Below are 17502 nucleotides of genomic sequence, written 5' to 3' on the forward strand. Positions count from 1 at the left end.
TCGTTCAGTCCTTTGCCAGATAGCCGGCGATCTCGAGGCCGTAGCCGGCCGCCATGCTGGGCATGCGCCGCGGCGTGCCGAGCAATCTCATCTTCTGCACGCCGCATTCGCGCAGGATCTGCGCGCCGATGCCGTAGCTGCGCAGGTCCATGCGGCCGCGCTCGGGCGCCTGCGCGGGGCGCGCGGTGCCGTCGAACTGGGCCAGCAGCTCGTGCGCCGTCTCGCCGCAGTTCAGCAGCACGGCCACGCCCCGGTCGAGCTGCGCGATGTGCGAGAGGCTGGCGTCCAGGCTCCACGAATGCAGCGAGCGGTTGATCTCGAGCGCGTCGAGCACCGACAGCGGCTCGTGCACGCGCACGTCGACCGTGTCCTCGGGCGCCCACTTGCCGCGCACCAGCGCGAGGTGCACGCCGCCGCTGGGCTGGTCGACGAAGGCATGGGCGGTGAACGCGCCCCAGGCGGTCTGGATCTCGCGGCAGCCGACCTTCTTGATCAGCGATTCGGTGCGGCTGCGGTGCTCGATCAGCGCCGCGATGGTGCCGATCTTGAGGCCGTGCTCGGCCGCGAACAGCTGCAGGTCGGGCAGGCGCGCCATCGTGCCGTCCTCGTTCATCACCTCGCAGATCACCGAGGCGGGCGAGCAGCCGGCCATGGCGGCGAGGTCGCAGCCGGCCTCGGTGTGGCCGGCGCGCATCAGCACGCCGCCGTCGACCGCCTGCAGCGGGAAGATGTGGCCCGGCTGCACCAGGTCGGCGGCCACGGCGTTGCGCGCCACGGCGGCCTGCACGGTACGCGCGCGGTCGGCGGCCGAGATGCCGGTGGTCACGCCCTCGGCGGCTTCGATCGAGACCGTGAAGGCGGTCGCGTGCTCGGTGCCGTTGCGCGCCACCATCGGCGGCAGCTGCAGGCGTTCGCACATCTCGCGCGACAGCGTGAGGCAGATCAGGCCGCGCGCATGGCGGGCCATGAAGTTGATGGCCTCGGGCGTGATGTGGTCGGCGGCGACCACGATGTCGCCCTCGTTCTCGCGGTCTTCCTCGTCGACGAGGATGACCATGCGGCCGGCGGCCAGTTCGGCCACGATCTCCTCCACCGGGGAGATCGGCGCGGGCGTCCGATTGGCGCGCGAGGCGCCGATCGGCGTGACGGATGCGTTCATGATGGGGCGGGGTCCTTGGATGCGGGGAATGTCGGTCAATCAGTCGGTGGCCGGCCGGGCCGGCTGCAGCACGCCGGCCTGGAGCATGCGCTCCACGTAGCGCGCCACGGTGTCGATTTCGAGGTTCACGCGCGAGCCGGCGCGCAGGTCGCCCAGCGAGGTGTTCTGCACGGTGTGCGGGATCAGGTTGATGCTGATCTCGCTGCTGCCGTCGGCCGCGTCGGCGACGGTGTTGACCGTGAGGCTCACGCCGTTGATGGTGATCGAGCCCTTGTAGGCCAGGAAGCGCGCCAGCGCCTGCGGCGCAACCACGCGCAGCTCCCAGCTCTCGCCCACGGGCTCGAAGCGGCTCACGGTACCGATACCGTCGACGTGGCCCGAGACGATGTGGCCGCCGAGGCGGTCGCTCGCGCGCAAGGCCTTCTCGAGGTTGATGCGCGCACCTTCCTCGGTCAGGCCCGCGGTCTTGTCGAGCGACTCGGCCGAGATGTCGATGGTGAAGAGCCTCTGCGCGGGGTCGAAACTGGTGACGGTCATGCAGGCGCCGTTGAGCGCGATGCTGTCGCCGAGGCCGACGTCGTCGAGGTAGCCGTCGGGCGCCGCGATGCCGAGTCTCTTGCCGTGGGAGGAGGAGGAGCCGAGGTCGTGGATGGCGGCGATACGCCCCACGCCGGTGATGATTCCGGTGAACATCCGCGCATTTTCGCAGGTCCGGAAGGCCCGCGGCATTTCCTGGCACTTCGGGACCGGCGGCGAGGTCGCGCGGGCGTCTCGGCGGGCGGCTCTGGACGGCAGCCGGCGCGCCGCGGGCGGCGTCAGAAGGCGTCCCGGCCGGCCACGCGCGCCACGATCCGCAGGTCGGGGCCGATCCGGTCGGCCGAGCGGAATTCCAGCGGCAGTGCCCCGGCCAGCGAGACCAGCGGTCCGTCGGCGTGGATCTGGCTCGCGATGTCGAGGCCGCTGCCGATCAGCTTGGGCGCGAGGTAGACCAGCAGCTCGTCGACGCAGCCCTCGCGCAGCAGCGAGCCGTTGAGCTTGTGGCCCGATTCCACGTGCAGCTCGTTGACGCCGCGCGCCGCGAGGTCGCGCAGCATCGCGCCCAGATCGACCTTGCCGTGCGCATTCGGCAGGCAGCTGACCGTGGCGCCGCGGGCCTCGAGCGCCGCGGCCCGGGCTTCGTCGCGCGCCGCCGCGTAGATCCAGACCGCGCGACCTGCTATGAAAAGGTGAGCGTCGGGCGGGGTCTGCAGGTGGCTGTCGACGATCACCAGGTGCGGTTGGCGCGGCGTCTCGACCAGCCGCACGTCGAGGCGCGGGTTGTCCTCGAGCACCGTGCCGACGCCCGTCAGCACCGCGCTGGCGCGGGCGCGCCAGGCGTGGCCGTCGGCGCGCGCGGCCTCGGCCGTGATCCATTGGCTCACGCCGTTGGCGAGGCCGGTGCGGCCGTCGAGCGAAGCCGCGACCTTCATGCGCACCCAGGGTGTCTTGCGGACCATGCGCGAGAGAAAACCGATATTGAGTTCGCGCGCTTCCTCGGCGCCCGGACCCACCTCGACCGCCGCGCCCGCCGCGCGCAGCCGCTCGAAGCCCTGGCCCGCGACCAGCGGATTCGGATCGGCGAGCGAGGCGACCACGCGGCCGATGCCGGCCGCGATCAGCGCGTCGCAGCATGGGCCGGTACGGCCATGGTGGGCGCAGGGTTCGAGCGTGACGTAGGCGGTGGCGCCCGCGACCGAATGCCCCTGTGCCGCCGCATCGCGCAGCGCCATCACCTCGGCATGCGGGCCGCCGGCCTTCTGCGTGTGGCCCTGGCCGAGCACGCGGCCCTGCGCATCGGCGATCACGCAGCCCACGCGTGGGTTCGGGTCGGTGATCAGCAGCGCCGACGCGGCCAGGCGCAGGGCGCTCGTCATGTGCTGCGCGTCGTGTTCGGGGGAGGGCATGGAGGCTTCGCGAGGAAAAGTTGACACGGGTGCGCCGGGATCATACGAGCGGCGCGCGAATGCGGATGGACGGAGCGTTGCCTGCGCGCAGAGCGCTCGTACGCTTGCCGCTCGATCGCGAGACACGCGACACAAGAAGAGAAGGGGGAGGACGGATATGGGAATGTCGAATCGATCGGCGCGCGCCGGCACGGGCTTCTCGCTCATGGAGGTGCTGGTGTCCATCGCGCTGCTGAGCCTGGGGCTGCTCGGCGCGGCGGCGATGCTGCTGCAGGCGGTGCGCGCGAGCGGCGAGGCCGCGAACTTCGGCGCGGCGCTGAACCTGGTGCGCGAGCTGTCGGAGAAGACGCGGCTCAACCGGTCCGTGGCCGGGCGGCGCGATGCGGCGAATGGCTACCTCGTGGCGAGCTGGACCGCGGCATCCGCCATGGGCGAGACCGGCGTCACCGATTGCGCGGCGACCGGCGTCGCCTGCAAGCCCGAGGCGCTCGCGCACTGGGACATGCAGGCCTGGAAGCACCGCGCCGCGAAGGCCCTGCCGGGCGCGCGCGTCACGGTCTGCTTCGACGGCAATCCATGGAACGAGGCATCGGGCGCCCATGCCTGGGCCTGCGAGGCCGATGGACCGTTGCTGGTCGTCAAGCTCGGCTGGTTGCCGCGCAATGCGAGCGAGGCGCAGCGCCGCGCGGCTGCGTCGGCACCGCCGCGGCTTGTGATGTCGCTGATGGCCGAGCCGGCCAGCGAAGGGGCGCGCGGTGACTGAGCATCCCGGACTCGGAGGCCGCGCGCGGCAGTGCGGCGTTTCGCTGGTCGAGTTGATGGTCGCACTGGCGCTCGGCCTGGTGGTCGTGCTCGCGGCCACGCTCGCCTTTGGCGGCAGCCGGCAATTGTTCGTCGCCGAGTCCGATGCCCGCACGGTGGAGGAGTCGCTGCGCTTCGCGGCCTTCGTCGTGCGGCGCACGGTGCGGCAGGCCGGCTATGCCGATCGCGTGGCCGGCGCTGCGGCCACGGCCGCCGGGAACGATCCCCTCGACCTCGACATCGTCGGCGCGCGCAACACCCGCGTCGGCGCCAGCGGCGAAAGCTATGGGCGGCACCACACCCGCGGCGTGAACGACAGCGATTCGCTGCTCGTGCGCTTCGCCGGCAGCTCGCGCACCGACGACAACGGCGATGCCATGGAGGCCGACGGCACCATGGTCGACTGCATGGGATTCGCGCAGCCCGCGCCGAGCTTCGGCACGGCCACGGCGGCCGACCGGGCCTGGAGCATCTTCCATGTCGCCGAGGCGGCCGACGGGGAGCCCGAGCTCTATTGCAAATACCGCGGCGACCGGCGCGGCAGCTTCCGCTCCGAGCCGCTGGCGCGCGGCATCGAGGTGTTCCGCGTGCTGTTCGGGCGTGACCTCGATGGCGACGGCACGCCCGAGCAGTGGCTCGATGCCGCGCAGCTCGATGCGGCGGCGGCTGCGTCGTCGCTCGGCAACGCGGCCTGGCGCCAGGTGGTGGCGCTGCGCATCGGGATGGTGGCGCGCAGCGCACGGCCGGGTCACTGGCCCCGGCCCGAGGAGGCGCAGCTGCATCCACTCGGCCCCGAGTTCCCGGCGGTCCGCTTCCGGCCGGCGGCCGACGGGCGGCTGCGGCGTGTCGCGAGCTTCACGGTGGCGCTGCGCAACAGCCAGCGCGAGGACGCGCCATGAGCCCGCGCGTGCGTGCATCGCGCGGCTTCTCGCTGGTCGTCGTGCTGATGCTGCTGCTCGTGGTGTCGGTGCTCGGCCTTGCCGCGGCGCAGAACGCATTGCTCGGCGAACGCATCGCGCGCCACGACCGCGACACCGAGGTGGCGTTCCAGGCCGCCGAGGCCGCGCTGCTCGATGCCGAGCGCGACCTGCTCGGGCCCAACGACCATGCGGCCCGGCGGCTGTGCCTGTTCGATGGCCGCGATGTCTCGGCCTTCGTTGCCGATTGCGCCGGCACCGGTGCACGGCTGGGGCTTTGCGCGGCCGCACCGGTGGGCGCGAACCCGGCGTGGACGCAGGTCGATTTCAACGCCGATGCCGGGCCGTCGGTGGCCTATGGGCGGTTCACGGGGCAGGTCTATGCCACCGGTGCCGGTGGCCTGTCGGCGCGGGCGCCGCGCTATGTCGTCGAAGCCCTGCGCAGCCGGGGCGGCGGAGCGCAGGGCGTGCTGCACAGCGCGAGCGCGGCCACCGCGACGCATGTCTTCCGCGTCACCGCCATCGGCTACGGACCGCGCGAGGAGACGCGCGTGCTGCTGCAGACCACGCTGGCCAAGCCGTCGGCGAGTCCCGGCTGTGCCGGCGCTTCCTCTTCGTCCTCCTGATCGGACTGCCATGCCCTTGCTTCGAACATTCATCGTGTGCATCGCCGTGGTTTTCTGCATGACGTGGAAGGGCCCGGCATGGGCCGGTGCGTCCTCCGCGATGCCGCCCGACGCGCTGCTGACCGACGTGCCGCTCCATGCGCTGGCCGGCCAGCCCGAGCCCAACGTCGTGATCGACCTGGCGATCCAGGCCTCGAACGCGGGACCGGCGTACCTCGGCGACTTCGAGCCCACCAAGGTCCACGGCGGCTACTGGGATGCGAAGGGCTGCTACGACTACCTGCGCGTCGACGGCTATTTCCGCCGCACGGCAACCGCCACCACGCTTGCCGGCGGCGAGATCGTCTGCGAAGACCAATGGAGCGGCAATCTGCTGAACTGGGCCACGGCGTCGCCGCTCGACCATCTGCGCATGGCGCTGACCGGCGGCGACCGCGTGGTGGACACGCCCGAGCGGACCGTGCTGCAGCGCGCGACCTGGCCGGTGGATGCCGGCCTCGAGCTTCCCGTGAAGACCGTGCGCGGGCATCTCGAGTGGCTGGTTCCGCGCGGCAGGCTTCGCGCGGGCGGTGCGCTGCGCATCCGCAACTGCGGGGAGCGGCTGGTCGTCGATACGGACATGCGCGCCGACGCCGACCGTGGCTGCGCCTCGGCGGCCGGCGCCGATCTCCACTTCGCGCGCGTCGAGGTCTGCACCGCCGACGAGGCCGTCGCGCGCCGCGATCTGTGCGCCGCCCATCCCAGCGGGCATCACAAACCCGTGGGCGCCTTGCAGATCCATGCGGGCGACGCGCGTTTCGCCGTGTTCGGCGGCGATGCCGTGCGCCTCGGCGGCTTGCCGCGCGAAGCGATGAAGTCCATCGGGCCGGAGAAGACCGATGCCCGCTTCGATCGGGTCGCGAACCCGCGGGCCGAGTGGGATGCGCGCACGGGCGTGTTCCATGACGGCGGCGCGGGCACCGCGCAGGGCATCGTCCTGGCGGTCAATCGCTTCGGACGTTCGGGCGCATACGCGCGCTTCGGCGCCGCGGGCGAGCTGTTCCACGAATCGCTGCGCTACCTGCAGGGCAGACCGTCGACGGCAGCCGATCCGGTGCTTGGCAACTGCCAGCGCCAGCACGTCCTGAGCATCGGCGGCCTCGACGCCCGCGAGGAGCGTCCATGGCCGGGCGCGGCCTTCGAGCCCGGCGTCGCGCACGGGGCTCGCCTTGTCGCTGCGTTCGAGCATGGAGACGCCGCCGCGGCCCCTGGCTCCTTCGCCATGGCGGGACTCGCCTACTGGGCGCGCACCCAGCGGGTCCGCAGCGACCACCCCGACCTGCGCGTCCAGACCTTCGCGATCGACCTCGATGCCGGCCGCGGCGCGTCGGTGGGCAAGCGCGAGCGCGGCAGCGCGCTCTACCTGGCCGCGAAGTACGGCGGATTCGTGGACCGCAACGGCGATGGCGATCCGTTCCGAACCGCCGCGCTGTTCGGTGCCCCGGACACGGCGGGCAGGTCGGCATGGTTCGGCAACGCCGAATGGGCGGAGGGGCTCGACAGCGACGGGCAGCCGATGCCGGCCAACTACGTCCTGGCCAGCGATGCGCGATCGACGGCGCAGGCGTTGCGCGGCGTGCTGCGCCGTGCCACCGCGCCGCCGCTGGGCGCGAATGCCACGGCCGCGATCTCCTCGGACACGGTGGGCGCGGCCGGCGCGAGCGTCTATCGCTCGCGTTCCGACAGCCGGCGCTGGTCCGGCACCCTGCAGGCGTTTCGCCTGTTCGTGGACCCGGAGACCGGCGCCTTGCGCGTGGCCGACGAGCCGTCGTGGGACGCGGGTGCCTTGCTCGATGCGCGCATGGAGCAGCCCGGTGCAGCGGCGTCGCGGAAGATCTTCACGCTGTCGAGCGCCGGCCTCGGCATCCCCTTCGAATGGGAGGCGCTCGACGAGCCGTTGCGGCGCTCGCTGCGCGCGGACCCCGATCCGGCGGCCGAGCCTGCGTCGGCGGCATCGGTCGATGTCCTGGCCCGCGACCGCCTGAACTACCTGCGCGGCGAGCGCCGCAACGAGGCCTCGTTCGCGGGCGGCCGCTTGCGCGTGCGCGACTCGGTGATGGGCGACATCGCGCATGCGGCGCCGCTGTACGTCGGCGCGCCCGATGCCGCCTTGCGCGAGGCGGGCTACCCGGCGTTCCTCGATGCACACCGCCAGCGCGAGAGAGTCGTCTATCAGGGCGCCAACGACGGCATGCTGCATGCCTTCTCGGCGCGCACGGGCGAGGAGCTGTTCGGCTATGTCCCGCGCCTGGTGTTTCCCGCGCTGGGCCAGCTGGCGCAGGCCGGTGGCGCGCACCGTGCCTACGTCGATGGCACGCCCACGGTGGCCGAGGCACGCATGGCCAGCGGCAAGTGGAAGAGCGTGCTGGTCTCCGGCCTCGGCGCGGGCGCGGCCGGTGTCTTCGCGCTCGATGTCAGCGACCCGCGCGCCTTCTCGGCCGACAAGGTGCTGTGGGAATTCGGCAGCGCCGACGACCCCGACATGGGCCACCTGATGCAGCCGCCGCGCATCCTGAAGTTCCGTACCAGGGCGGCGACCGCGGGCCGCCCGGCCACCCATGCCTGGTTCGCGGTCGTGCCCTCGGGCTTCAACAACCGCAATGCCGACAAGCGTGCCGCGCTGTTCCTGCTGTCGCTCGACAAGCCGGCCGGCACGCCGTGGCGGCGCGGCGTCGACTATCACAAGATCCTGCTGCCCCGGCCCGCCGATGCCAGCTTGCTCAATGCGCTCGCGAGCGCACCGGGCGACCATGCGGCCGACGACGGAACGGTCCGCTGGCTCTATGCGGGCGATACCCAGGGCCATCTCTGGAAGTTCGACTTCGAGCGCGATGCGCCGTGGAGCGAAGCCAACGCACTGGGCTTCGGCGGGGCGCCGCTGATGGTCGCGATGGATGGCGGCGCGGGCAGCCGGCGCCAGCCGATCACGGTGCCGCCGGAGGTGGGGCTCGGGCCCGGCGGCGGCAGCGTCGTGCTATTCGGCACCGGCCAGTTCATCGAGCCGGCGGACCTCGGTGCCGCGCGCCGCGGCCTCCAGACCGTGTATGCGGTGCAGGACACGGGCACGCCGATCCGCGCCGGCGAGGCGCGCACCCAGTTGATGGCGCGGCAGGCGCGATCCGTCGAGGGCGGGCTGACGGTCATCGAAGGCCCGTCCTTCGTCTACGGCGCCTTCGATCGCACGACGACACGGCGGCGTGGCTGGTACCTCGACCTGCCGGCCTCGCGCGAGCAGGGCGAGCGGCAGGTCGAGCGCTCCGTGCTGGCCGACGGCCGCCTGTTCTTCAACACGCTGATCCCGCCGCAGGCGGCCTGCGGCGAAGGCGGTGGCCGCAGTTGCGCCGTCGACGCGATGACCGGGCTGTCGATGGGCGGCACCTGCGTGCCTTCGGAGGCGGGGCTGCCGGGCGCGCCCTTCGTGGTCCAGCAGGGCGACGCCGCCTACGGTGCCGCCGATCCGACGGGGCGGCGCGCCGAGACCCGGCGGCTCGCGGTCCTCAGTCCCGGCACGCTGATGAAGGGCAAGGCGGTGTCGCTCACCCGGCCGCTCGAAGACGCCACGGTCTCGCGCCGCGCCGGCCGTCTCAGCTGGCGGCAGGTGCCGGATCCGCAAGGGAGGCGGCCATGACCGCCCGCCACGGCCAGCGAGCGGGCGCGGCCCTCGGCTGGAGCCTGATCGAAGTGCTGATCGCGCTCGCGATCATCGCCATCCTCGCGGCCATTGCCTTTCCCTCGTACGTCGATGCGGTGCACCGCGGCTGGCGCGCCGAGGCGCGCTCGGCGCTGCTCGCGCAGATGCAGCAGCAGGAGCGCCATTTCACCGTCGATGGCCGCTACCGGCGCTACGAGGGCGATTCCGCCGAGAGCGGGCAGGGCGGCAAGTACCTCGTGCGCAGCGAGCATTGCGACGGCCAGCGCAGCCTCGACGACTGTCTGCGGCTTTCCGCGCGGCTCAAGCCCGGCTTCTCGGACCCGCCGGTCGGCAACCTGTGGCTGGACAGCACGGGCGGACGCGGCTGCGATGGCGCGCAGCGGGCGCGGTGCTGGCAATGAAGCGATCCGGCAGGGCGCGCGGGCTCACGCTGATCGAGCTGCTGACCGTGATCGCCATCGTCGCCATCCTGGCCGCCGTGGGCGTGCCGGGTTTTCGCGCGTTGCTGCTGCATCAGCGGCTGGCAGCCGCGTCGCAGGCCTTCATGAGCGCGCTCGCGATGGCGCGGATCGAGGCGATCCGGCGCGGCGAGCCGGTCGGCGTGCTGCCCGAAGGCGGCGCGGGCTGGGACGGGGGCTGGGCGATCGTCGTCGATCCCGGCGGCGAAGGCGCGCCACGCGTGCTGCGCCGCTTCGACCAGCTCCCGCCGGGCGTCGCCATCGACAAGGAACTGGGCGACGGGCTGGCGCAAGGCGTGCACTACGACGGCAACGGCTTCTCGCGGCGCCTGCGCAATGCCGGTTTCGGCGCGGGCTGCGTCGCGTTCAGGGCCGAGACGGGGCGGCGCGCGGCCATCGTCCTCTCGGCGTCGGGGCGGCCTCGAAGTTGCGACCCCGATCGGAAGGGGGAATGCGGAACGGGGGTGTGCGGAAAGGGCGGCGAGTAGCAGCCGGCAGCGGCGGGTAGCGCCCGCCACTCAGATGTCGCGCAGCAGTTGCCTGAACTCGTCCACGTCCTCGAAGCTGCGGTAGACCGAGGCGAAGCGCACGTAGGCCACCTTGTCGAGCTTCTTGAGCTCGCGCATCACGAGTTCGCCGACCTTGGTCGACTCGATCTCGCGCAGGCCGCTGGCGAGCAGCTTCTGTTCGATGCGCAGCAGCGCGTTGTCGATCTGCTCGATGCTCACCGGGCGCTTGCGCAGCGCCAGCATCATCGAGGCACGGACCTTGGTCGAGTCGAAGTCGGCGCGGCTGCCGTCCTTCTTCACCACGACCGGGAAATTGACGTCGGGGCGCTCGTAGGTGGTGAAGCGCTTGTCGCAGGCACCGCACTGGCGGCGCCTGCGCACGAAGTCGGCGTCTTCCGAAACGCGGGTCTCCACGACCTGCGTTTCGAGATGACCGCAAAAAGGGCATTTCATGCGGTCAGGGCTTCTTCTTCGGGCTCAGCGGTAGACCGGGAAGCGGCTGGTCAGCGCGTGGACCTTGGCGCGCACGGCGTCGATGTTCGCGGCATCGCGCGGGTTCTCGAGCACGTCGGCGATCAGGTTCGCGGTGATGCGCGCCTCTTCGTCCTTGAAGCCGCGCGTGGTCATGGCCGGCGTGCCGACACGCACGCCGCTGGTCACCATCGGCTTCTCGGGGTCGTTGGGGATCGCGTTCTTGTTGATGGTCATGTGGGCGCTGCCCAGCACGGCCTCGGCTTCCTTGCCGGTGATGCCCTTGGCGCGCAGGTCGACCAGCATCACGTGGCTTTCGGTGCGTCCGCTCACGATGCGCAGGCCGCGCTGCGTGAGGGTTTCGGCCACGATCTGGGCGTTCTTGACCACCTGTTGCTGGTAGGACTTGAACTCGGGCGACAGCGCTTCCTTGAAGGCCACCGCCTTGGCGGCGATCACGTGCATCAGCGGGCCGCCTTGCAGGCCGGGGAAGATCGCGCTGTTGATCGCCTTCTCGTGCTGCGACTTCATCAGGATGATGCCGCCGCGCGGGCCGCGCAGGCTCTTGTGGGTGGTCGAGGTCACGATGTCGGCGTGCGGCACCGGGTTCGGGTAGACGCCCGCGGCCACCAGGCCGGCGTAGTGGGCGATGTCGACCATGAAGATCGCGCCGACGTCCTTGGCCACCTTGGCGAAGCGCTCGAAATCGATGCGCAGCGAGTAGGCCGAGGCGCCCGCGATGATCAGCTTGGGCTGGTGCTCGTGCGCCTTGCGTTCCATCGCGTCGTAGTCGATGGCTTCGTTGGCGTCCAGGCCGTAGCTCACCACGTTGAACCACTTGCCGCTCATGTTGAGGGGCATGCCGTGGGTCAGGTGGCCGCCTTCGGCCAGGCTCATGCCCATGATGGTGTCGCCGGGCTTGAGGAAGGCCAGCAGCACGGCCTCGTTGGCCGAGGCGCCGCAATGGGGCTGCACGTTGGCCGCTTCGGCGCCGAAGATCTGCTTCACGCGGTCGATGGCCAGCTGCTCGGCCACGTCGACGTGCTCGCAGCCGCCGTAGTAGCGCTTGCCCGGGTAGCCCTCGGCGTACTTGTTGGTGAGCTGCGAGCCCTGCGCGGCCATGACGGCCGGCGAGGCGTAGTTCTCGCTCGCGATCAACTCGATGTGGTGTTCCTGGCGCGCGTTTTCGGCCTGGATGGCAGCCCAGATTTCGGGATCGGTCTGTTCGACCAGATTGTTGCGTTGGTACATGGCAGTCCTTTGAAGACGAGGTCCTTGTTCTTCAACCAAACAAGGGCTGCCCAGGCGAACGGCTGATCGCCCGCGCGTCTGGAGCGACGTCGCGGGCGGTACGCTTCCCAGTGGTAGTCCACGTCAGCGCGGGCGCCTTGTCGGCACCGCGCCTATCGCCAGTCGCGTACCCGCTCGAGTGTAGCGGATCGGGCCGGCCCGGCGGCGGGCGAAAGGAGATTCAGGACACGGCCGACAGCAGCGCCACCTTCGGCGGCGTCGGGCCATTGGCCGGCTCGGTCGCCTCGTCGGGCTTGGCCGGGGCCACCACCGGCAGCGGCAGCGGCTGCGGGCGCAGCACCGGCGGCGTCGGCGCGAACGGCGAGGGCGCGCGGCCGCTGGCCACCTGCAGCAGGCGCTCGCGCTCGGCCATCACCTTGCCCGCATAGCCGCCGTCGTCCTCGAGGTTGGCCGCGCCCACGTAGTAGCGCAGGCCGCCTTCGAGCGACCCGGCGCGGGCGATGCATTCCTGCAGCACCTTCACGCCGACCCGCATGTTGGTCACGGGGTCGAAGGCGGTCAGCGTGCCGCCGGCCGGTTCGTACTTGTCGCCGTGCACGCGGGTCATGACCTGCATCAGCCCCTGCGCGCCGACCTGGCTCTGCGCGAACGGGTTGAAGCTGGACTCGACCGCCATGATCGCGAGGATCAGCGTCGGGTCGAGCTTGGTGTGCTTGCCGATGTTGTAGGCCTCGGCCACGAGCACGCTCAGCGGCTCGGCCGCGACGCGGTACTTCTTGCTGAGCCAGTAAGCCACGGCGGCCTGCTGCTTGGGCAGGTCGCCGGGGCTCGCGGCCGTCGTGCGCTCGATCGCGGTCGGCTCGAGGTCGGTGGCTTCGGGCGCGGGTTTGCGCGACTGCAGCCAGCCCATGAGCTGTTCCTCGCCTTGATGGCGCAGGTCGGGCCGCGCCACGAGGGCGAGGGCCGCGAACACGATGGCCAGGCCCAGCAGGGCGAAACCGTTGTGCGTGATTTCAAAAAAGCCGTCTGCCGCATCGGACACGAAGGTCCTCAGCCCGCGGGCCGTGGCATCAAACGCCTTGTTCATCGCTCTTCCTTTCTGTGCGGCACCTGTCGCAGCGCCGGGAAGGGCGGTGGGATGGAGGCAGCGGCGCTTGGATTGGTACCAATCAGGTTCCGCGCTGGAGGGATGAGGTGCGCGGCCGCCTGATCAAGCCGGGGGGAGTCGGCAGCGGATACAGGGTGGCTCCGTCGCGTCGGGCGTCCGGAGCAGGCGGGATTCTATCGTTGCTAAATACCCGGTCAAGCATAAGGAATTCCGTCTTAATTCTTAAAAGTGTCGAACAAATGTTTCAAACCGACCGCGGGGACCGCGTCTTTCTTAAGGGAAATCCCTTGCGATTTCGGGTTTGAAAAGCCGTGTCGGGCCGCCTAAGCTGAACGGGCCTGAGGTTTTCAGGTGCTTTCCGAAGCCAGGCGGTCGCGGTGCGAACCGGGGCCGGAACGGCGGAGGAACCACGGCGGCAATCTCTGCCGCCAGCACGACCGGAACCATCGACTTCCGGTCGAGCGAAACGATGGCAATGGGTCGTATGCCCGCCATCAAGCCCGGTGACATGACATTCGTCGCGTCGCCGGGCTTTCTTGCTTCTGGCATGCCACTTGTTTGGGGCACACTCGCGCGAATGAATGCTGCCGCCTCGATACAAAGCTTAAGAAAGAACAAATGGGTGCGACGCGGGATCGTGGCACTGCTCGTGCTTCTCGGCCTCTGGGTCCTGGCCTGGCTGGCGGTGCCGCCGATCGCCAAGAGCCAGCTGCAGAAGATCGCCAGCGAGAAGCTGGGCCGCCAGGTCACCGTGGAGCGCATCGGCTTCAAGCCCTGGACCCTCGAGCTCACGCTCAACAACCTGCGCATCGCCACCGCCGACGGCAAGGGCAACCAGGTCGTGGTGCGGCGCATCTATGCCGATGCCGAGCTGCAGTCGATGTTCCGGCTCGCGCCCGTGATCGACGCGGTGACGGTGGAAGCGCCGGCCATCCTGCTGACCCACCAGGCCGACGGCAAGTACGACATCGACGACATCCTCGCCAGGCTGGCCTCCGGCCCGCCGCCCGACCCCAAGGCCGAGCCCGCGCGCTTCGCCATCTACAACATCGCGATCACCGAGGGCGCGGTCGATTTCGACGACCAGACCGTCAAGCGCCGCCATGAACTGCGCGACTTCGTGCTCAAGGTGCCGTTCCTCAGCAACCTGGCCTCGCAACGCGAGGTCAACACCGAGCCCAAGCTCGCCTTCGCGCTCAACGGCAGCAAGTTCGACTCGGCCGCGCTGACCACGCCTTTCGCCGCCAGCCGCAAGACCGACGCCCACGTGCAGTTCAAGGGGCTCGACCTCGCGCCGTACCTGGGCTACATCCCGGGCGGCCTGCCGGTTCAGCTGCAGGCCGGCAGCCTCGACGCCGACCTCAAGATCGACTTCCAGCAGGCCAGCACGGTCGGCCTCAAGGTCACCGGCACGGTCGAGGCGCACGGCGCCAAGCTCGCCGACGCGCGCGGGCGCGACCTGCTGGCCTTCGACTCGCTCAAGCTCGCGCTGGCCGACGTGCGGCCGCTCGAATCGGTGTTCCATCTGAGCGAGGTCGCGCTCGCGAGCCCGCAGCTGGTCGTGGCGCGCGATGCCTCGGGCCAGCTCAATCTGATGGCGCGCGATCCGACCACGGGCAAGACCGAGAAGGTGGTCGCGGCCAAGCCGCCGGCACCGCCCGCTTCGTCCGCCAGTGCCGCCAGCGGCGCCGCTGGCGCGGCAGCACCCAAGCCCGCGCTCAAGGTCCAGGTCGACAAGATCGCCCTGAGCGGCGGGCGCATCGGCTGGCGCGACGAGACCGTGCAGCCCGGCGCGGCGATCGACGTCAGCGCGCTCGGCATCGACGTCACGGCCCTGACCTGGCCGATGGAGAAGCCGGCCCAGTTCAGCGGCAGCACCGAGGTCGGCGGCGCCACGCTCAAGTTCAAGGGCAGCGGCACCGACAAGGCGGCCGAGGTGCAGACCGAGGTCGAGGCGCTGCCGCTCTCGCTGGCCGCGCCCTATCTGGCCAACAGCCTCGAGCCCACGCTCGACGGCAAGCTCAGCGGCGAGATCGGCATCGCCTGGGCTCCGCCCGACCTGCGCTTCAAGGCCAAGCGGGTGGCGGCCGACAACCTCGCGCTGACCCAGGCCAAGACCGCGCTCGCGAGCGTCGGCCGCTTCGAACTGCGCGATACCGAGGTCGACATGGCGAAGCACACGCTGGCCGTGGGCTCGTTCACCGCCACCAATCCCAAGGTCAGCATCGAGCGCGACAGCGAGAAGCGCTGGATGTTCGAGCGCTGGCTCAAGACGCCGGCCGCCGCGGGCGGCAAGCCCGAAGCCGAGGCCAAGGTGGCGGCGCCCAAGCCGGCCGGCAGCGGCCCCGAATCGGCACCCCCGGGCGCCAACACCAAGCCCTGGGCGCTGACCGTCGGCACGTTCGCGGTCGACAACGGCAGCCTCTCGTACGCCGACAAGGCCAGCGCCACGCCGGTCGCGGTCGAGATCACGGCCTTCAAGCTCAATGCCGAGAAGCTCGCGCCCGAGACCGCCACCAAGTCGCCGCTGCAGGTGTCGGGCCGCATCGGCTCGGGCCGCCGCGCCGACCCGGGCCGCTTCGACTACAAGGGCCACATCGTGCTCAAGCCGCTGGCCGCCGAGGGCCGGCTCGAGGTGGCCTCGTTCCCGGCCCATGCCTTCAAGGCCTACTACGCCGACGCGCTCAACGTCGACATCCGCCGGGCCTTCGTCAGCTACCGCGGCAGCGTGAACTACGCGACGGCTCCGGCGGGCATGACCGTCAAGCTCGCGGGCGACACCGCGCTCGACGACTTCCGCGCCAACAGCGTCTCGCTGACCCAGTCGCCGGGCTTCGACCGCGGCGACAACCAGCTGCTGAGCTGGAAGACGCTGAGCCTGCGCGGCCTGCAGGTCGGCCTGGCGCCCAACGCCGCGCCCACCGTCGACGTGCGCGAGACCACGCTGACCGACTTCTTCGCCCGGGTCATCATCGACCCCAGCGGCCAGCTCAACCTGCTGAGCCTCACGAAGAAGGGCGAGGCCGAGTCCAAGGCCGCCGCGGCCACGACGGCCGAGACCCGTTCACGCCGCAACCTGGGCGGCACGACCACCACCACGCGCGGACCCGAGCGGCCCGCGGGTGGCGCGCCGGTGCCGGCCGAGCTGATGGTCGGCGGCGCCGCCACGCCGGCGGCGCCGGCCTCCGCGCCCGCCGCGGTGGCCCAGGCCGCGCCCGCCGCGCCGGGCGGCCCGGCGCCGGTCATCAACTTCGGCCCGATGAGCCTGGTCAACGGCAAGATCGACTTCACCGACCTGTTCGTCAAGCCCAACTACTCGGCCGACCTCAGCGAGCTGACCGGCAAGCTCAGTTCCTTCTCCTCGAACCCGCCGAACGGGCAGGGCGGCCGGCCCGCGCTGGCCGAGCTCGAACTGCGCGGCAAGGCGCAGCAGACCGCGGCGCTCGAGATCACCGGCAAGCTCAATCCGCTGGCCAAGCCGCTCGAGCTCGACATCACCGCGAAGATGCGCGACCTCGACCTCGCGCCGCTGTCGCCGTATTCCGTGCGCTACGCCGGCCACGGCATCGAGCGCGGCAAGATGAGCATGGACGTCAACTACAAGATCGCGCCCGATGGCCAGCTCACCGCCACCAACAAGCTGGTGCTCAACCAGCTGCAGTTCGGCGAGGAGGTCGCCGGCGCGCCCGACAGCCTGCCGGTCAAGCTCGCAGTGGCGCTGCTGGCCGACCGCAACGGCGTGATCGACGTCGACCTGCCGCTGCGCGGCTCGCTCAACGACCCGCAGTTCAGCATCGGGCCGCTGATCTTCAAGGCGGTGGTCAACCTGATCGTGAAGGCCGTGACCGCGCCGTTCAGCCTGCTGACCGGCGGCCTGGGCGGCGGCGGCAGCAGCGAGTCGAGCACCATCACCTTCGAGCCCGGCAGCTCGGCGCTGAGCGCCTCGGCCAAGGAAAGCCTCGACAAGGTGGTGAAGGCGCTGGTCGACCGGCCGACGCTCGAGATGACCGTGATCGGCACCGCCAGCCTCGAGAAGGAGCGCGATGCCTACCAGCGCCAGCGCCTGCGCCAGATGGCCCTGGCCGAGAAGCGCCGCGCCGCGGTGCGCGGCGGCCAGGCCGGCACCGAGGTGCCGCCGGTCACCGACGCCGAGTACCCCGCGCTGCTGACCGCCGTCTACAAGCGCGCCGACATCACCAAGCCGCGCAACATGGTCGGCCTGGCCAAGGACCTGCCGCTCAACGAGATGGAGAAACTGCTGCTCGCGAGCGTGCCGGTCGACGAGGAGTCGATGCGGCAACTGGCGGTGGAGCGCGGCGCCGCCGTGCGCGACTACCTGCTGTCGCAGAAGCTCACGAGCGAGCGGCTGTTCCTCGGCGCGGTGCGCACCACGGCCAGCGGCGACGACTGGAAGCCGGGCGCCGAACTCAAGCTCGCGATGCGCTGAGCGTCCGTCCGGGGGGCGCCGCGCGGCGCCCCTTGGTTTTTCAGCGTGCACTGCTATATATGCAGGCACCGTTTCCCCTGCGGCGCGACCGGCCCCGGCGTCGTTTCGCCGCATCGCCGGG

Annotated in this window: 13 protein-coding genes and 1 riboswitch; of the genes, 7 read left to right on the forward strand and 6 right to left on the reverse strand. The window is 71.0% G+C overall.

Going from position 1 to position 17502, the window contains the following annotated elements; all coding sequences use genetic code 11:
* Positions 1–4: 4 nt before the first annotated feature.
* The 3 genes from ribBA to ribD all read right to left on the reverse strand — a co-directional run bounded on the left by ribBA (position 5) and on the right by ribD (position 3102).
* On the reverse strand, positions 5–1159 hold the full coding sequence (gene ribBA / locus ACHMXE_RS25005; RefSeq protein WP_395351997.1) for a bifunctional 3,4-dihydroxy-2-butanone-4-phosphate synthase/GTP cyclohydrolase II: 1155 nt from the start codon (positions 1157–1159) through the stop codon (positions 5–7).
* A 39-nt stretch (positions 1160–1198) separates the two neighbouring features.
* Entirely contained in the window at positions 1199–1852 is a 654-nt protein-coding gene (locus ACHMXE_RS25010) for a riboflavin synthase (protein WP_203201416.1), read from the reverse strand.
* A gap of 122 nt (positions 1853–1974) precedes the next feature.
* Positions 1975–3102, reverse strand: a complete 1128-nt coding sequence (gene ribD, locus ACHMXE_RS25015; RefSeq protein WP_395351999.1) for a bifunctional diaminohydroxyphosphoribosylaminopyrimidine deaminase/5-amino-6-(5-phosphoribosylamino)uracil reductase RibD — start codon at positions 3100–3102, stop codon at positions 1975–1977.
* A gap of 163 nt (positions 3103–3265) precedes the next feature.
* Here ribD and pilV point away from each other — a divergent pair, with 163 nt between their 5' ends.
* The 6 genes from pilV to ACHMXE_RS25045 are packed head-to-tail and all read left to right on the forward strand — an operon-like array spanning position 3266 to position 10083.
* Positions 3266–3865 (forward strand): type IV pilus modification protein PilV, encoded by a 600-nt coding sequence (gene pilV / locus ACHMXE_RS25020; RefSeq protein WP_395352001.1) that lies wholly within the window; start codon positions 3266–3268, stop codon positions 3863–3865.
* Positions 3858–4802, forward strand: coding sequence for a PilW family protein (locus tag ACHMXE_RS25025; RefSeq protein WP_395352003.1), 945 nt, complete (start codon positions 3858–3860; stop codon positions 4800–4802). The genes pilV and ACHMXE_RS25025 overlap by 8 nt, the downstream gene beginning before the upstream one ends.
* The gene (locus ACHMXE_RS25030; protein ID WP_395352005.1) at positions 4799–5446 is read left to right on the forward strand and encodes a PilX N-terminal domain-containing pilus assembly protein; all 648 of its coding nucleotides are present in this window, start codon (positions 4799–4801) and stop codon (positions 5444–5446) included. The genes ACHMXE_RS25025 and ACHMXE_RS25030 overlap by 4 nt, the downstream gene beginning before the upstream one ends.
* Positions 5447–5504: 58 nt before the next feature.
* On the forward strand, positions 5505–9113 hold the full coding sequence (locus ACHMXE_RS25035) for a pilus assembly protein (protein WP_395352007.1): 3609 nt from the start codon (positions 5505–5507) through the stop codon (positions 9111–9113).
* Positions 9110–9538, forward strand: coding sequence for a type IV pilin protein (locus ACHMXE_RS25040; protein WP_395352009.1), 429 nt, complete (start codon positions 9110–9112; stop codon positions 9536–9538). The genes ACHMXE_RS25035 and ACHMXE_RS25040 overlap by 4 nt, the downstream gene beginning before the upstream one ends.
* Positions 9535–10083 carry a GspH/FimT family pseudopilin gene (locus ACHMXE_RS25045; RefSeq protein ID WP_395352802.1) on the forward strand — a complete coding sequence of 183 codons (549 nt, stop codon included), beginning with the start codon at positions 9535–9537 and terminating at the stop codon, positions 10081–10083. The genes ACHMXE_RS25040 and ACHMXE_RS25045 overlap by 4 nt, the downstream gene beginning before the upstream one ends.
* Before the next feature lie 30 nt (positions 10084–10113).
* On the opposite strand, the gene nrdR is transcribed toward ACHMXE_RS25045, so the two are convergent.
* The 3 genes from nrdR to ACHMXE_RS25060 form a co-directional block, all read right to left on the reverse strand.
* Positions 10114–10557, reverse strand: coding sequence for a transcriptional regulator NrdR (nrdR, locus tag ACHMXE_RS25050; RefSeq protein WP_057594475.1), 444 nt, complete (start codon positions 10555–10557; stop codon positions 10114–10116).
* A gap of 24 nt (positions 10558–10581) precedes the next feature.
* Positions 10582–11826 (reverse strand): serine hydroxymethyltransferase, encoded by a 1245-nt coding sequence (glyA, locus tag ACHMXE_RS25055; protein WP_203201410.1) that lies wholly within the window; start codon positions 11824–11826, stop codon positions 10582–10584.
* 41 nt (positions 11827–11867) lie between these two features.
* Positions 11868–12002, reverse strand: a riboswitch (ZMP/ZTP riboswitch).
* Positions 12003–12046: 44 nt separating this feature from the next.
* Entirely contained in the window at positions 12047–12913 is an 867-nt protein-coding gene (locus ACHMXE_RS25060; protein ID WP_395352012.1) for a transglycosylase SLT domain-containing protein, read from the reverse strand.
* A gap of 598 nt (positions 12914–13511) precedes the next feature.
* Here ACHMXE_RS25060 and ACHMXE_RS25065 point away from each other — a divergent pair.
* Positions 13512–17381: a DUF748 domain-containing protein gene (locus ACHMXE_RS25065; protein ID WP_395352804.1), complete on the forward strand. Its 3870-nt coding sequence runs from the start codon at positions 13512–13514 to the stop codon at positions 17379–17381.
* Positions 17382–17502: the final 121 nt, after the last annotated feature.

Source organism: Variovorax sp. UC122_21 (genome assembly GCF_044056785.1).
Classification (GTDB): domain Bacteria; phylum Pseudomonadota; class Gammaproteobacteria; order Burkholderiales; family Burkholderiaceae_C; genus Variovorax.